The following is a 14,711-nucleotide window of genomic DNA, read 5'->3' on the forward strand; positions in this document are numbered from 1 at the left end:
AGGCGCCCGCGGAAAGGACCCACGCACACCGCTGCACGTCGGCCGGCCTGTCGAGCCGCCCGATTCCTTTTGTGTCCGCTCCGGAGCCGCTCTGGAGCGTCCACGGTGCCGCGAGGTCGCACACGGGGATGCGACCGATCGAGGCCGGTCTGCTCCTGCTATGCGGCCATGAGACAATTGGTCCGATCTGGACCGGGCGGCCGCTGGCAGGTGACCGCCACCTCGTCGTGCTCCGCGTCTATGGCCTTGTCCCGCGGCAGCTCGGAGCGAGTGTTGGGGGGCCGCCCTAGAATCGCGAGGGGCAGAAGCCGCCGTGACCCAAGTCACGCTATTGCCCGGCGGCCTGTAGCGTTACAGGTTGTTAAACGTTTGGCCACGGCACGGCGACCTGGTCCGGGGGACGCACTCCGGCCGGCGCGGTGCCGCCGCACCTGGGGATCCATGACGGACGACTCCACCGCCCGCCGACCGGCGAACGCGTTCCGCAGCCTGTTCGACCGACGGCGCAACGGCCATGGCCCGCATAACGGCGCGGCTGACTCGCGGAGCCCGGCGCCGGGCCCCGCTGCCGGCCCCGGACCCGGCGACGCGCGTCTGTCTGAGGCCTACCGGCAGCAGGGCAGCCGTGCCGTCGACGGCGACGGCGGCTCGGAGGATACTGGCTCGCCCCCGCTGCCGGTGATCACCACCGTCTCGCTGGACGGTGCCCGGCCGATCGTCGTGGACGATCCGCTCGCCGACAGCGACGGGGCCGCGTCAGGCGTGCACGCCATCACCAAGAAGACCGACTACTGGTTCGAGCGGGAGGTCGGCGGCATCGAGAAGCAGGCGGTCGAGTGGGCGGACGCATGGGCTGACAAGGGTCTGCCGCGCCACGACGTCCCGCGGACCGAACCGCTCCAGCCGGAGCAGGTCCTGGCGAAGCGCTGCGCGCAGACGTTCCGCGACTGGCAGCTCCGCGTTCGCACGAAGATGCAGGATGCGATCGAGAAGTCGAGTCAGCAGCTCGGAGAGCACGTCGGCGTGCTGCGTAGTCGGGTCGCGCGGCTCGAAACCGTGAGCCACGAACTGGCAGAGCGGGGCGCGCGCATCGAGAAGCTGCGCCGTGAGGTGGAGGCGGCGAAGGTCGATCCGGTTCGCTACGCGGCGTTCGTCCCGAACCCGGTGTTCTGGATCTGCGCCGCCCTGCTCGCGGGTGTGGAGTTCTTCGCGAACTTCCCGGTGTTCCGGCTCCTGCTGCCACTCGACGCGACGCTCGAGCAGGCCGGCGCGAATGCGGCGCAGAACATCGACGATGCGAGCTGGCTGGCGGGCCTCGAGTTGTTCGCGCGGAATCTCGTCTGGAACGTCGAGGCGGGCCTCGTCGCCGCGGTCGCCGTGATCGTCCTGGTCCTGCTCGGAAAGCAGTTCGGCAAGTCGCTGCGCCCGCTGGTTACCCTGCGCGAGGACGATCACCCGCTGTCGCTGGGTGTGGTCCGCACGCATCGCCGCCAACACGGTGTTTCGGTCGCCATCTCGCTGTTCGGGGTCTTGTGCGTGCTGGGCTTCCTTGCGCTGTCCCGCGGTCAGATTGCCGCCACGGCGGACTCCCGGGTCGCGCAGGACTCGATCGCGCTGGCGTCCGCCCGTGCCGACTTCACCAAGGCGCAGGCAAGTCGGGATCGGAACGGGATGAACGAGGCGCTCACCCGGGTCCAGCTGCGGGAAGAGGCGCTGCAGCGTCACCAGGACGCGGCCGCGTACGCGCGCACCGTGCAGCTCAACAACTGGTCCATCGCCCTCCTCAATCTGGGCCTGATCGCCACCGCGGCGATGCTGGGGTTCGGCAACGCGAAGGCGGACCTCGGCGACGGGAAGGGCGAGCACCCGGACCTCGTGAAGCTGCGGGAGCGGTGCAACGAGCTCCGTCGCGAGCTCGTCACGGTCGACGCGGAGTCGCGCACCGCCGTCAGTCAGGCGCACGGGTCGATCGGTCACGTCCAGCATCTGCTCCGCGCCCACCCCATGCGCGGTTGGGAGTCGAAGCTCAAGCGACTCGAGAGCGTGCTCCCGCTCTTCCGCGGCGAGAACGCCCGCCGCCGGGGCCTGGACCCGGCCAACATCCGGGCCTTCGACGAGCCGCCCGTCCTCGAGCTGCCGCCGATCGACGAGTCGCTCGCCTTCACGGAGCCGGCGGAGTTCGCTCGGCTCGTGCAGGAGCTGAACGACCTGATCGCGCGTCTCGCCCAGATTGCGCCGCGCATCAGCCAGATGCGCGCTGTGGAACCCGTTGCTTGAAGGTGCTGTCGTGATTCCGCGTATCCCGCTACGGCCGGGCCAGGTCGCCGTCCTCACGTCCGCGTTGGTCGCAGCGCTGACCGGGAGCGCCTGCTCCACTTCCCGGGCGGAGTCCGATGTCGGGGCGCCGGACACGACGACGTCGACGGCGTCGGCCGTACGCCCGTCGCGTCTCTACATCGTTGGAGTCGACGTCTCGGGCTCCCTGACGCCCACGCGCCGTCAGGAGGGGCGTGACCTGGTCAACAGTCTGGTCGGCCAGCTGACGTTCGGTGATCGGCTGACGATCGTCGAGACGTACCGATCGCGTTCGGACAGCGCCGGACAGTGGACGGACGACGCCCCAATGGCCCGGAATGCCAACGCGCCGAGCGGGAACGAGAAGCGTCGCCTGGCGCAGTTCCAGCAACGCGCACGGATGATGGCCGAGGGGTTCTTCGAGCCGGATCCTGCGCGCCCCGTGCTGTCGACCGATATTCTCGCCCTGTTGCAGCGGGCGTCGGACTACGCGCACAGCGCGCGTGACCGCCGCACCACGTTGCTCCTGGTGTCCGACATGCTCAACGCCACCCACACGCTGAACATGGAGAAGGCGGGTGGCATTCCAGACGCCGGGTGGGTCGCCGACGCGAAAAGTCAGGGCCGTCTGCCTGACCTGAAGGGCGTGTGCGTCGTCGTGGCGGGCGCCGACGTGTCGTCGCCGCGCGGGATCGCGGCGCGAGAGTTCTGGCGTCGATACCTCACCGCGTCAGGCGCCGAGTTCGATCCTGCCCGGTACCGCACCCTGATCGCCGACGCCGCCGACGTGGGCTGCTGACGCATTCCGCCGCGGCGTCGCGTCCTGCGCACCGTGGCGGAATGCGCCTAGAGCCAGTGCCGCCGCTCTCAGCCCGGCGCGCACGGCTGGCCTGCCGGAGCGCAACAACCCCGTTCGCGCCTGCGCCCGCCCATCGGCGTGCGACGCGCACCCCTGGCCCGGAGAGCGCAGATGGTGCGACACGTTCCTGCTCCGGTCGACGGATCGGATACACCATCCGACCCACCATCCGGTGCGTCCGGCACGCGCTCCCAGCGCGAGACGCCAAAGATCCAGCGGTGGATCGACTTGCTGGCGGCGCTCCTCGCCCACCAGTGGCCCGCGACGTTCGACGATCTGGCCCGCGCCGTCCCTGCCTACGGCGATGAGGCACGCGCGCTGGATGCACGGCTGCGCATGTTCGAGCGCGACAAGGACGAGCTGCGCGCTTTCGGCGTGCCGATCGAGACCGTACCCGGCGAGGAGCAACCCGGCTACCGCCTGCGGAAGGCCGACTTCTACCTCCCATACCTGGCTGTCGCGGACGCGGTGGGCGGATCGGGTGCAGCGCGCGGCCGCACCACGTCCGCCGCTCCGCAGCGGATCGACCGCTGGGGCTACCAGTCGCTTCGCGTGCTGGCCTTCGAGCCGGAGGAACTCGGCGCGATTGCCGCGGCGGCCACTCGCGCGCGGGCGCTCGGCGATCCCGCGCTGGCCGAGCATGCGGGACACGCGGTGCGGAAGCTCGCGTTCGACCTCCCACTCGACACCGGTGCGGGCGAGGACGTGGCGCTCCTCCCGCCACGCGCGGCGTCCGATCCCGCGGTGCTGGACGCGCTCGGACAGGCGCTCCTCGCGCGCAAGACGGTGACATTCCAGTACCGCGCAATGGAGCGCGACGAAACCACGACGCGTACCGTCGAGCCGTGGGGGCTGTTCTTCCTCGGCGGCCACTGGTACCTCGCGGCGCGCGATCCGGCACGCGGCGACGGGACCGCGGGGCTGCGGAATTTCCGCGTCAGCCGCATCTCCGAGGTGTCCTCCCACGGAAAGCGGCCGCAGTCACCGGACTTCGAGGTGCCGGCGTCGTTCCGCCTGCGCGATCACGCGCGGGCGCGGCAGCCGTGGGAGCTCGGGGACGGTGAGGAGGAGGTCGCGGTCGTGGAGTTCCGAGCCGAGACGGGCGCCACGCTGCCGGCGCTCCGACTGGGCGAGCCGGTCGACGGGGCGGGCATCGCGCGGCGTCGCTTTCGTGTGCGCCGACGGGAGGCCTTCGTGCGGTGGCTGCTGACGTTCGCTGGGGAGGCGCGACCCGTCGCACCGCCGGCACTCGTGGACGCGTACCGCGAGCAGCTGCAGCGGACATGGCGCGTGCATGGAGGAGCCTCGTCCCGCGGTGCCGGTGTGACGGGGGACGCGCCATGATCCCGCCCCACAACCCGCCGGCCCCTCGCACCGGACCGCGTACGGAGGACCGCCGGCGCACGCCGGACACTGCCGCCGCACAGCTGCGCCGCATCCTCGACCTCGTGCCGCACGTGGCCGACGGCGAGCCGCACCCGATCGCGGAGCTCGCCCAGCACGCGGGGGTGGACGAGCGCACGCGGCTGCGGGACCTGCAGTCGCTCTCCTCGCGCTTCGACGCGCCAGGCGGTTTCGTCGACGGGCTCTCGATCTTCGTCGAGACCGAGACCGCCGAGGTGCACACGAACCACTTCCTGCGCCCCATGGGGCTCACGGTGCCGGAGCTCCGCGCGCTCGAGCTGGGACTCGCGGTGCTCGCGGCCGAGCGACCCGCGGAGGGGCAGCGCGCGATCGACGGGGCGCGGGCGCGGCTCCGGGAGGCGCTGGGCACCCGGGCGACAGCGGCGGCGCTCGACGTCTCGACGGCCGGTCCGGCGGCCCCGCTGGACGCCGCGGGCACCGCGACGCTCGCCGTGCTCCGCGAGGCGCGTCTGAACGGCCACAAGGTGCAGCTGGCGTACCGGAAAGCCGAGGTCAGCGACGCATCGGAGCGAATCGTCGCGCCGTATGCGCTCGTGGTCGCGTCGGGCGCCTGGTACCTGGTCGCACGCTGCGAAACGAGCGACGCGCTACGTGTGTTCCGGATCGACCGCGTGGTGTCCGCCGTGGCCCTGGCGGAACCGTTCACCGTACCGGAGTCTTTCGACGTGCGCGCGGTCTTCCGCGAAGGTCGGGCCTTCGTCACCGACGCGCCGCCGGAGACGCTCGTCGTTCGGTACGGGCCGCGCGTCGCGCGCTGGGTGGCGGAGCGCGAGGGTAGGCCGCTGGACGACGATGGGTCGCTGACGCTGGAGCATCCGCTCGCCGACATCAACTGGGCGGTTCGGCACCTCCTCCAGTATGGGCCAGATGTCGAGGTCCTCGGGCCCGACAGCGTGCGCCAGGCCCTCGTGGAACGGGTCGACGCGATGCTCGCCAGTCTGGACGAACCGTGGAGCAGCCCGGGAACGACGCCGGCAGGCGCCACGTGACGGCGCCTGTGCAAGGCGCGCCGACACCGCATCTCCTGACCGTCTGGGATCCGCTGCGGCTGCCGGATTCCATGGAGGCGACCGCGCGCCACCTGTTGGCGCTCGCGCAGGCGCACGCGGCGGGCGAGGGGGCGGACCACGACGAGGATGACGTGTACGTCTGGTGGGGGAAGATGCGCTCGCCGCACCGGCAGCAGCCGCTCCCGCACCTGGCTGAGATCCTGGCCGTGGACGATCATCTGCGCGCTGCCGCTGGGGTGACATCGCCGGGCGACCACGAGGTCTCGCTCGCCCCGGATCGTGAGGTGCAGCTGTACCTCACCGATTACCGGTCGCTCTACGTGGCGCACGTCGGCGAGGTCACACAGGACGATCCCAGGCTCCATCCGGGCGAACGGGCGCATCTGCCAGCCGGCGTCTACACCGATGAGGTGCACTGCGACTGCTGGTTCCTGCTCTTCGACATCCGCCGCGTGGTGCTCGACGACACGCGGGCTGTCGTCGCCGAGCTGCGGAAGCTGCGGAACACGCGCTACGCCGGCCGTCCGGTGTCGCTCTACGGCGGGATGGTGGAGCTGCCGCTGCTCGTCACCCGCGACGATGGGGCACGGTGGTTCGATCACAGCACCCGGCTCCGGTTGACCGAGGGGCGCCCGTGGGTGGAGTTCGACGCGGAGCTCTCGGGCGTAGGTGCGGTCGCGGCGTCGCTTCGGGACGACGTGTTGGGCGAGGCGACCTGGCTGGCGCTCGATCCGGCGGCGCGCCAGTTCGTGGCCACCGCCGAGAAGATCTTCCGCGACCACCGCGCCGACCCGGCATTCGACTTCTCGCCGGTGATCGTCAACCTCGCGAAGGCGTATGAGGTCCACCTCGGGCTCGCCTTCGGGGCCGTGGCACATCGGTTCTCGCCCAGTGCGCGGCGCGTCAACATGGATGGCCGCCCGGTGGACGTATTCGAGCGGCAGGCGCCCAGTCTCGGCGCCCTAGGAAAGGCGCTCGGCGAGAATCTGGACCTCCGCGCGGCGGTGTCGCGCCACGTCGCGAACGCGGCGTGGGTGACGACGAGCCTCCCGCCGATCCTCCGCCAGCTGAGCGAGGCCCGCAACCCGGCGGCGCACAGCGAGCCGGTGACTCGTGAGGACGCCCGGCGCCTGCGCGACGCGCAGCTGGGTGTCGGCAGCGCGGCCATGCTGGACGAGCTCGCGCGGGTCCGGGCACTGACCGGCTGACGCCGGGAGCGGGCGCGGGCGCGGCGATCGACTGTCGGTGGGGTCTCGTATCGTGGGGGCGTCCTCCCACCCCTGGAGAGTCGCTCGTGGAGACTACGCTCGTCGCCGATTACGACCTCGTTCCCGCCCCCGACGGCACCTGTGCCGGCTACGTGGTGCGCGCGCTGCTCACCCTCTCCGCCGACCCGGGCACCGAGCCAGGGCGCGCCGCGCTCAACCTCTCGCTCGTTCTCGATCGCTCCGGCTCCATGAGCGGTGAGCCGCTTCATGCGGCACGGCGGGCCGCCGCCATGCTCGTGCGCCGGTTGCGACCCGAGGACGTGGTCTCGGTGGTGGCCTACGCCGACCAGGTGTCCACGGTTGCGGAGCCGGCGACCGGCGACGCACAGCGGGCGCTCCCGCGCGAGATCGAGCAGATCGAGACCGGCGGCTCCACGAATCTGAGTGGCGGCTGGCTCCGTGGCCGTGAGTTGGTCGGTCGCACGCTGTCGGCGCAGCGAATTGCGCAGGCGGATGCGGGCGGCATGCACCGCGTGTTGCTCCTGACCGACGGCCTCGCGAACGCGGGGATCACGGATCCCGCGACGCTGATCGGGATGTGCCGGGCCGCGCGGGAGCAGGGCATCACGACCACCACCATCGGCTTCGGCGAGGGCTACGACGAGGCGCTGCTGCGCGCGATGGCAGACGCCGGAGGCGGCAGCACGTACTACATCGAGCGGCCCGACCAGGCGGCCGACGTGTTCGGCGAGGAGATCGACGGGCTGCTGTCGCTCGCGGCGCAGAATGTCGCGGTGGACATGCGCGCCGCCGACGCGGTGCGGCTCGTTCGCGTGCACCACGACTACCCCACGGCACCGCATGCCAATGGCGCCCGCGTGGAGCTGGGCGACCTGTACGCGCGCGAGCCGCGGGCGCTGCTGGTGGAGCTGTTCGTGCCGCTCCCGCCCGGCGAAGTGCCGGGAGCGTGGGCGCCACCGGCGGTTGGGGAGCTCGTGGTGCACGCGCACGTCGTGCTCCCCGATGGGGGGATCGAGCGTCAGGAGATTCGCCTGCCGGTCGCGCCCACGCTCGGCGCAACGGGCGTGGCCGAGCCCACGATCGTGCGCGAGCGCGTGCTGCTGCAGGCTGCCGCTGCGCGGAATGCGGCGCTCCGGGCGCGCGAGGCCGGCGACTTCCAGCAGGGCGCACACCTGCTCGCCGAGGCCGCCCTTGCAGCCGCACCGTACGTCGGGAGCGACCTTCGAGTCGCGGAGGAGGTCGAGGACCTCGAGGCCATGGCCTCGCACTTCGCCGAGGAGCGGGTCACCGCAGCGGACGCGAAGTACCTCGCGCAGATGGCGTACGCGCAGAACCGGGGGAAGGAGGGGACCCGAGCCACGCTGCGGCGCAGACCGCCCCCGCGCGCTTGACGGGCCGGGGAAGCCGGTTCGGGGGTCCAGACGCCCCTGCCGAGCTTACCGATCGGTGATCCGCACCCTACAATCGCCGTTGCCGACGTCGGCGCCCAGGCGAGTCCTATCCCCTTTCTGCATGACCTACGTGCACCCGGCCGAGCGACTTTGGCGATCGCACGCCCCGCCGACAGGCTATCCCGCGGGTGTTGTCTCCGTGCCGGCGCCCATCCCGGGGCGCGCCTTCTTCCCGGGCGGGTACGGCCTGTGGGGCGCAGGTGCTGACCGGCTGCCCGACTTCCCGGTCGGCGGCGTCATGGTGCTCGGCCACGACTTCCACTCGGAGTCCGGGTACCGCGAGTCGCTGGGGCTCGGCGCCGAGCGGGAAACGATGCCGACGTGGCGGAACGTGCGCGCCCTGCTGTGCGAGGTCGGCATCGCCCTGGAGCGGTGCTTCTTCACGAACCTGTTCATGGGGCTGCGCGCCGGCACCGCGACGACCGGCGTGTTCCCTGGCGCTACGGATGCCGATTTTGTGGCGCACTGCCGCGCATTCCTGCTCGGGCAGCTCCGCGCGCAGCGGCCGGCCCTCCTCCTCACATTGGGCGTGCACGTCCCGCCCATTGTGGGCACGCTCTCCCCCGAGCTGGCACCCTGGACGGAAGGGCGGGGGTTCCGGCACCTCGACGCGGCCGGTCCAGTGCGGACCGGCGTCACTTTCCCCAGGGTTGAGGGCCTGTGCACCACCGCTGTGACCCTGGTGCACCCGAGTCTCCGCCACGCCGGCGTGCGGCACCGTCGTTACGCCGGCCTCGCGGGCCACGCGGCGGAGGTGCGCATGCTCCGTGACGCCATGGCCGCAGCGCACCTCGCGCCTGACCACGAGACGGCCTGACCAGGTGCCGAACCACCACCCCGACTCCTCCGTACGGCGCGGCCAGCGCGTGCTCTCGATGGTGCACGAGCTGCACAAGCGCGGCTACCAGCGGCTGCGCGTCATGCCCGGCATGTCGCCGTCCGGCGGGTACTGGCGCTGCAACGTGACGCCCGCGTCCAACATCCTCCGCACGCACGGGGCGATGGCGCGCGACTTCACCGCGCTCACCGCCCACTACACGTCCGGGATGGAGAACGAGTACTTCGGGTGGCAGGATGCCCGCACCGACTCGGCGCGTGTGCTGGCCGACAAGTTCGTCGAACGCTTCCCGGAGATTGCGGCGGCGGCGGTCGGCCGCGACTGGGCGTACGTCGGTTGGTACACCGAGATGCTCGGTATCGCGGAGCAGGGCTATCTGCCCGTCGCATACGCCGACTGGTGGGATCCTCTGCCACCTGGGATCCTGCCGACGATGCCTGCCTATCCGCGTGGACTGGTGATGCCGCCAGAAGGGGAGGCGGAGCAGGCCGTCGAGGCGTAGCCGCTCCATACCGAACCTGAGTGGCGCGTCGGCATTGTCGGCCGCGACGACGCGACCGGCAGCATGCGGAGGCGCGCGGAGGAACGCGGCCACGCGCTCCGCATTCCACGCTCCCACCCGTAACTCCCATGTCAGGCGTTGCACGGCCGCCATGCGTGTCGTGCAGAGGTGGGCAGCTTTACAGCCCGTCGCGCGGCTGCGTCAGGAGAGGTCCTCGAATCGGAGCATGTGAGTGGGACACGACGATCCGCTACATCGGAGGCAGATTCGCGCTGCGCTCATCGCCCGCCACGGGTGGCGCGTGACATCGCGCGTAGATGGCTCGGTCGACGTCGACGTCCCGCCCGACGTGCCTTCGGCAAACGCATTTGCCGACGCGGTGCGTTCCGCCGTGGGAGCGCTCGGCTACTCCCCGACCGTGGTGATCGGTGCCAGCGGCCGGATGGTCCGCGTGCAGACCGCCGAGACCCTGCAGCAGGCCGGCCGCGGCGCACATGGCTCTCTCGGCTCACAGCGTGCGTGCGACCGCCACACCATCCGAGCTGATCGTCGGACGGCGCCCACAGTGCGTCAAGGGGGCGTCCGGCCGTCGCCCTCCCGCAGTCTGGGTGCGAGCGACGGAGGGGTGCCCAGCTGGCTCGACGTGCTCGAGCCCCTGTCGGTGCCCTATCGGAGCCATCTGTCCCAGGGGAGCGACCTCCTGACGTGGCACTTGGAGGCCCAGTTCCGCGCATTTCACGTGACTGCTGATTGGCAGGCGCGGTGGGAGCATGCCGCCGCGGCTGCGGCGGACACGTGGAACAAGCGGCCGCTCCTCGCCGGGACCGACAGCGGATGCCCCTACAGTTGTGGTGAGGTGGAACTCGTCGCACGGTTCAGGACCGCCGGTTATACCGCCTACTGGATCAGCGAATGGTCTGGCTTTCCCCACGTGCCGTCCTGGCAGCCCTTCTGCATCAAGCGGAGCGAGCTGCGGGAGCGCCTGCCGAACGTCTGGGAGCACGACCGCGCGCTCCGATCCCGGTTCCCCGACCTGGATCTCGGGCCTTCAGGAGGGCATCCGGACGTCGTCGCCTGGCGTCCTGGAGCCACCGAGTTCCGGTTCGTCGAGTACAAGGGGCCCGGGGACTCCATTCGACCGAAGCAGGCCGCGTGGGCGACGGCGCTCCTGCGCATCGCGGAAGACGACGCCTCGTATGCGGTCGTGATCGGGCGTGTACGCCAATGACAGAGAGAGCCGCCGGTCGGTTCGTGCCGGGATGGGGGCACCTCCCAAACACCGGGGCGCCGGGCCGATGACGCGTCGCGCACAGCGCCGCGAGGGCAGGGCTGCCGACTCACGCCCGTTCGCGTACCTGCTCACCTGGAATCCCGGGGGCGGGCGCGGCTCCGTCGACGCATCCTACGAGAAGCTCGCGGCGTTCGCCCGGGACGAGCGCCCGTGGGTCTCCTGGAGCTGCGGCAACTCGCAGGGCATCCCAGCCGGCTCCCGAATCTTCCTGCTCCGGCAAGGGCGCGTACCGCGCGGAGTGGTTGCATCCGGCTGGGTGACCCGCGGGAGTCATGAGGACCTGCACTGGCAGACGGAGCGCCGTGCTCGCGGCGAGTCAGCCTGGTATGTCGGGGTGGGATTCGACGCGCTGCTCCTCGACCCGGCGGTTGAGCCGCCGCTCGATGTCGCATCGGCCACCGAGGGCCCGCTGACAGGTGTGCCGTGGGCCACCCCGCGATCGGGCATCGCCATCCGGCCCACCACCGCAGCCGCACTTGAGATAGCCTGGACCGCGCATGTGGAGCAGTTGCGGCCGGTCTCGCTTATGGATGATCCCGAGCTCGCGGCGGTCGAGGGCCACGTGCGGAAAGGCCTAGTCGCGCATCGGTCTCGCGAGCGTGCGCTCCGGGCGGCGAAGCTCGCCGCCGTACAGGAAGCCGATCCCGAGGGGCGACTGCAGTGCGAGGTGCCTGGATGCGGCTTCGACTTCGCCGCGCGCTATGGGGCGCTCGGAGCTGGGTTCGCGCACGTGCACCACCGATGGCCGCTCGCCGAACTTGAGGGCCCCAGGCTCACGACGCTGGCGGACCTCGCGGTCGTCTGCGCGAACTGTCACGCGATGATCCACCGGGGTGGCCAGTGTCGAGAGCTCGATGATCTGATCACCCAGCGCACCCTGAGCACTGCGCATGACGCCCGTTCCTGAGGCCGCGACTGCATCGCAGCCGACCTCCCCGTTCCATCTCGCACGCAGGTCTTCCCCGTACCCGACGAGCAGCGTATGAGTCGACGACCCGTCGATACAATCGGCCCGGCGGTCCAGGGGCGCGCCTACGTGCGCTCCGAGTTGGAGCAGCGAGGGTGGACGGTTCACGAGGTGACTGACGGGGGCGTCACGTTCCTGGAGGGAGTCGCTGAGACGGGAGCCCGCGTCCGTGTCCGTGTGAAGTCGAAGCGGAGTGGCACCTGGCAGCCCACCGTGACCAGTGGCCGTGAGACTCCGATGCCGCCCGCCGTACCCACCTTCTGGATGTTCGTGGATCTCGGTGCGTCACCGCACACGGTGTTCATCGCGCCTGATGAGTGGGTGCGGAGGGACATCTACGAGGCGCACGCCGCGTACCTACGCACGAACGGTGGTCACCGGGCGCGGAACGACGCGTCGAGCCACCACGCGATCTCAGCTGCGCGTCTCGAAGGATGGCGCGGCCGGTGGGACCTACTTCGACCGGAACCCGCATGAGAACGAAGCGCTCGATTCAGCGCCGCCTGACGCTGGTCAGTCGACGGCACACCGCCGGTGCACTCTCCACCGCACTGCGTCGCCTAGCTGGCGTGCCCGCATCGAAGGGCGCGTGCGCGACCAATCACCGGCGCAGCCCACGAGCTGCGATGGCGAATCGCGAGACGCAAGCCCCCGTCCTACCACCACTGCTCACACGGACCCATGAGCGACACGTTGGACTTGGGCGACTACTTCCTCCGATTCCCGGAAGCACTTCAGGACAAGTACGGCACCACGTTCGGGGTCGGCTTCCAAGACATCAAAGAGCGCTTCGCCCCTGTGGGTCTGGGCTCACGCTCGATCACGGTCGACGACGTCCTGGCGATCTTCGATGTGAGCCTGCCGTTCGTCCAGGACTGGACGAAGCCGGATCGGGAGGAGCTTGATCGAAAGATGAACGACCGTGAGCGCCCCGTCGCGGCGCTGATCCGCGACCTCCGGAGCGTGGAGTATCGGCGGGAGATCATCGTTGCCCTGGTCAACGCCTTTCGTGAGCTGAGCCTCACGGCGCTCGTGCTACACCACGTCTATCCGGACCGCTTCGCCATGTGCAGCCATCACCTGGCGAGCCAGCTGTACGTCACGGGCCCCACAGTGCCCACGTTCTACATCGACTATTGCACGGAATTGCGAGAGTGGGCGCGCAGGCGCTGGGCAACCCCCGGCATCCGAACGGTCGTCGATGCGGAGTTCGCGCTCTGGACTTGGTATCGCCTCGCATACTCCCGCAAGCACGCGGACCCGGTGCACCACGGCCGCTTTCACCGTGATGAGTGGGTGCAGGAGCGAAGAGCCCTGCGCATCGCGAAGGCCCTCAACACGACCGACCGGCTGGACCTGGCGCGCTCGTACCTGGAGACGGACGCGACTGTGGCCGCGCTGATCGCGTGGCGCGAACTGGAGGTGGTTGCGCGCACGGTGTCCGGGCCAGGAGTGCTCCGCGAGGACAACTGTCGCGCGCTGTTGAGGAAGCTCCCACCCGAACGGTTCCCGCGCGGCACCGATGGGTACACCCTCGCGAACCTCTGGGACCGCCGGAATCAAGTCACGCACCACGGCGCGGAAGTCAGTCGGGTCGATGCCAAGCGCATCGTCGACGGCGTCACTGCCTTCGTCGAGCACAACAGCGAGGTAGCGTCAGCCGGCCTTCGCAGCATCCCGTGAGCTGAAGCAATCGTGCTGCTGATCCACACTGCCCGCGAGGCGCGCACCGCAGTCCACACCTGCCGGCAGCTCTTGCGCGCGCCCGACGCGTTCCACGGACCGCTGGAGGAGCTCTACGAGCGGTTCATCGTACCGAATCTGCCGGAGCCGGCCGCGGTGGCCGACTTTCACCGTGCACTCGTGGAGTTCCTCGGGACGCCGGACCCGCTGCATCTGCTCCGGCAGGTGCGCGGGACCGAGCGCGGGGCTGTGTATGAGACTGACGAGGGCGTGCGTTTTAAGGCGACCGACAATGCGCCGGCGTGGTGGACCCATGCGGCGCTCTTCCAGGAAGTTCGGGTTGCACCCGGTGCGATGGGGGACGTGGTGGCCACGATGCCGGCGCACCTCTTTGAGGTCTCCGCGACCTGCCCGCCGACGGCGAACATGGCCGGATGGCACATCGCGCATCTCGCAGACGTCAAGGACGGGTATACCAACTACCGTGTATGGGCGAAGCAGGAGGTCGTTCGCCGCTTCATTCGCAACGTGCACCCATGCAACCACTGCTTGCTGCCAAAGCCCGAGTGGCAGCGATGGGGGGCGGATCGCCGGGTGACCGGGTTCGCGGCCACGCGGTTCGCCGCGCGATACGCGGATGTGTGGGATGAGTTCGCCCTCCTGGCGAACGTCGATCGCGCTGCCCGATCAGCTGAAGGCTTCGAGATTGCCTACACGTACGGCGTGACGACGGAGGACCAGGCCCGCGAGGGCGTGGCGCAACGGCGTGAGCTCCATCTCACCAGCCGAAGCGAGTGCGCGAGCGGGGGGGTGGTCGTGGCCTGCTATACCGCCACGCGGCTCACATTCCGGGCAGCTGTCATCGAGCCACTGGCGGATGACGAGCGGTTCCGCGTCGTGACGCCGGATGGCACCTTTGAGATGACGAAGGCGCAGTTCCACCGGGTGTTCGCCAACGTCGTTCGGTCCGTCAGCTACCGAGAGCGGGGCGTCTACCACTACCCGAGTATCCCGAAGGCGGCAGCGCCGTTCCTCATCGAGGAAGAGCGACCGGCCTCCGGCTCGTGAGGCACGTTCCGGCCGGCGGCTTCAGCGTGGCCACGGGAGGCCGAGCAACGACGACACCGCGGCCTTCAGCGTTGGCAGCCGTGCCGCCGTGCC

Annotated in this window: 12 protein-coding genes; all 12 read left to right on the forward strand. The window is 70.4% G+C overall.

What is annotated here, in order from left to right:
• Nucleotides 1-441: 441 nt before the first annotated feature.
• Nucleotides 442-2,277, forward strand: coding sequence for a hypothetical protein (locus tag rosag_RS21290; protein WP_284352189.1), 1,836 nt, complete (start codon nt 442-444; stop codon nt 2,275-2,277).
• A 10-nt stretch (nt 2,278-2,287) separates the two neighbouring features.
• Complete coding sequence (locus rosag_RS21295; RefSeq protein ID WP_284352190.1) at nt 2,288-3,094, forward strand: hypothetical protein; 807 nt, start codon at nt 2,288-2,290, stop codon at nt 3,092-3,094.
• Nucleotides 3,095-3,382: 288 nt separating this feature from the next.
• Nucleotides 3,383-4,498 (forward strand): helix-turn-helix transcriptional regulator, encoded by a 1,116-nt coding sequence (locus rosag_RS21300; protein ID WP_284352191.1) that lies wholly within the window; start codon nt 3,383-3,385, stop codon nt 4,496-4,498.
• Nucleotides 4,495-5,568 carry a helix-turn-helix transcriptional regulator gene (locus tag rosag_RS21305; protein WP_284352192.1) on the forward strand — a complete coding sequence of 358 codons (1,074 nt, stop codon included), beginning with the start codon at nt 4,495-4,497 and terminating at the stop codon, nt 5,566-5,568. Before rosag_RS21300 ends, rosag_RS21305 begins: the two co-directional genes overlap by 4 nt.
• Entirely contained in the window at nt 5,529-6,797 is a 1,269-nt protein-coding gene (locus tag rosag_RS21310; protein ID WP_284352193.1) for a hypothetical protein, read from the forward strand. Before rosag_RS21305 ends, rosag_RS21310 begins: the two co-directional genes overlap by 40 nt.
• An 86-nt stretch (nt 6,798-6,883) precedes the next feature.
• Nucleotides 6,884-8,209 carry a vWA domain-containing protein gene (locus rosag_RS21315; protein ID WP_284352194.1) on the forward strand — a complete coding sequence of 442 codons (1,326 nt, stop codon included), beginning with the start codon at nt 6,884-6,886 and terminating at the stop codon, nt 8,207-8,209.
• A gap of 121 nt (nt 8,210-8,330) precedes the next feature.
• On the forward strand, nt 8,331-9,086 hold the full coding sequence (locus rosag_RS21320) for a hypothetical protein (protein ID WP_284352195.1): 756 nt from the start codon (nt 8,331-8,333) through the stop codon (nt 9,084-9,086).
• Between the two features lie 4 nt (nt 9,087-9,090).
• Entirely contained in the window at nt 9,091-9,609 is a 519-nt protein-coding gene (locus rosag_RS21325; protein ID WP_284352196.1) for a hypothetical protein, read from the forward strand.
• A 232-nt stretch (nt 9,610-9,841) separates the two neighbouring features.
• Nucleotides 9,842-10,837, forward strand: a complete 996-nt coding sequence (locus tag rosag_RS21330) for a VRR-NUC domain-containing protein (protein ID WP_284352197.1) — start codon at nt 9,842-9,844, stop codon at nt 10,835-10,837.
• Nucleotides 10,838-10,904: 67 nt separating this feature from the next.
• Nucleotides 10,905-11,807, forward strand: coding sequence for an HNH endonuclease (locus tag rosag_RS21335; protein ID WP_284352198.1), 903 nt, complete (start codon nt 10,905-10,907; stop codon nt 11,805-11,807).
• Nucleotides 11,808-12,548: 741 nt separating this feature from the next.
• A complete protein-coding gene (locus rosag_RS21340) occupies nt 12,549-13,550 on the forward strand; it encodes a hypothetical protein (RefSeq protein ID WP_284352199.1) in 1,002 nt (333 codons plus the stop codon).
• Between the two features lie 12 nt (nt 13,551-13,562).
• Entirely contained in the window at nt 13,563-14,618 is a 1,056-nt protein-coding gene (locus rosag_RS21345) for a hypothetical protein (protein WP_284352200.1), read from the forward strand.
• Nucleotides 14,619-14,711: the final 93 nt, after the last annotated feature.

Source organism: Roseisolibacter agri (assembly GCF_030159095.1).
Classification (GTDB): domain Bacteria; phylum Gemmatimonadota; class Gemmatimonadetes; order Gemmatimonadales; family Gemmatimonadaceae; genus Roseisolibacter; species Roseisolibacter agri.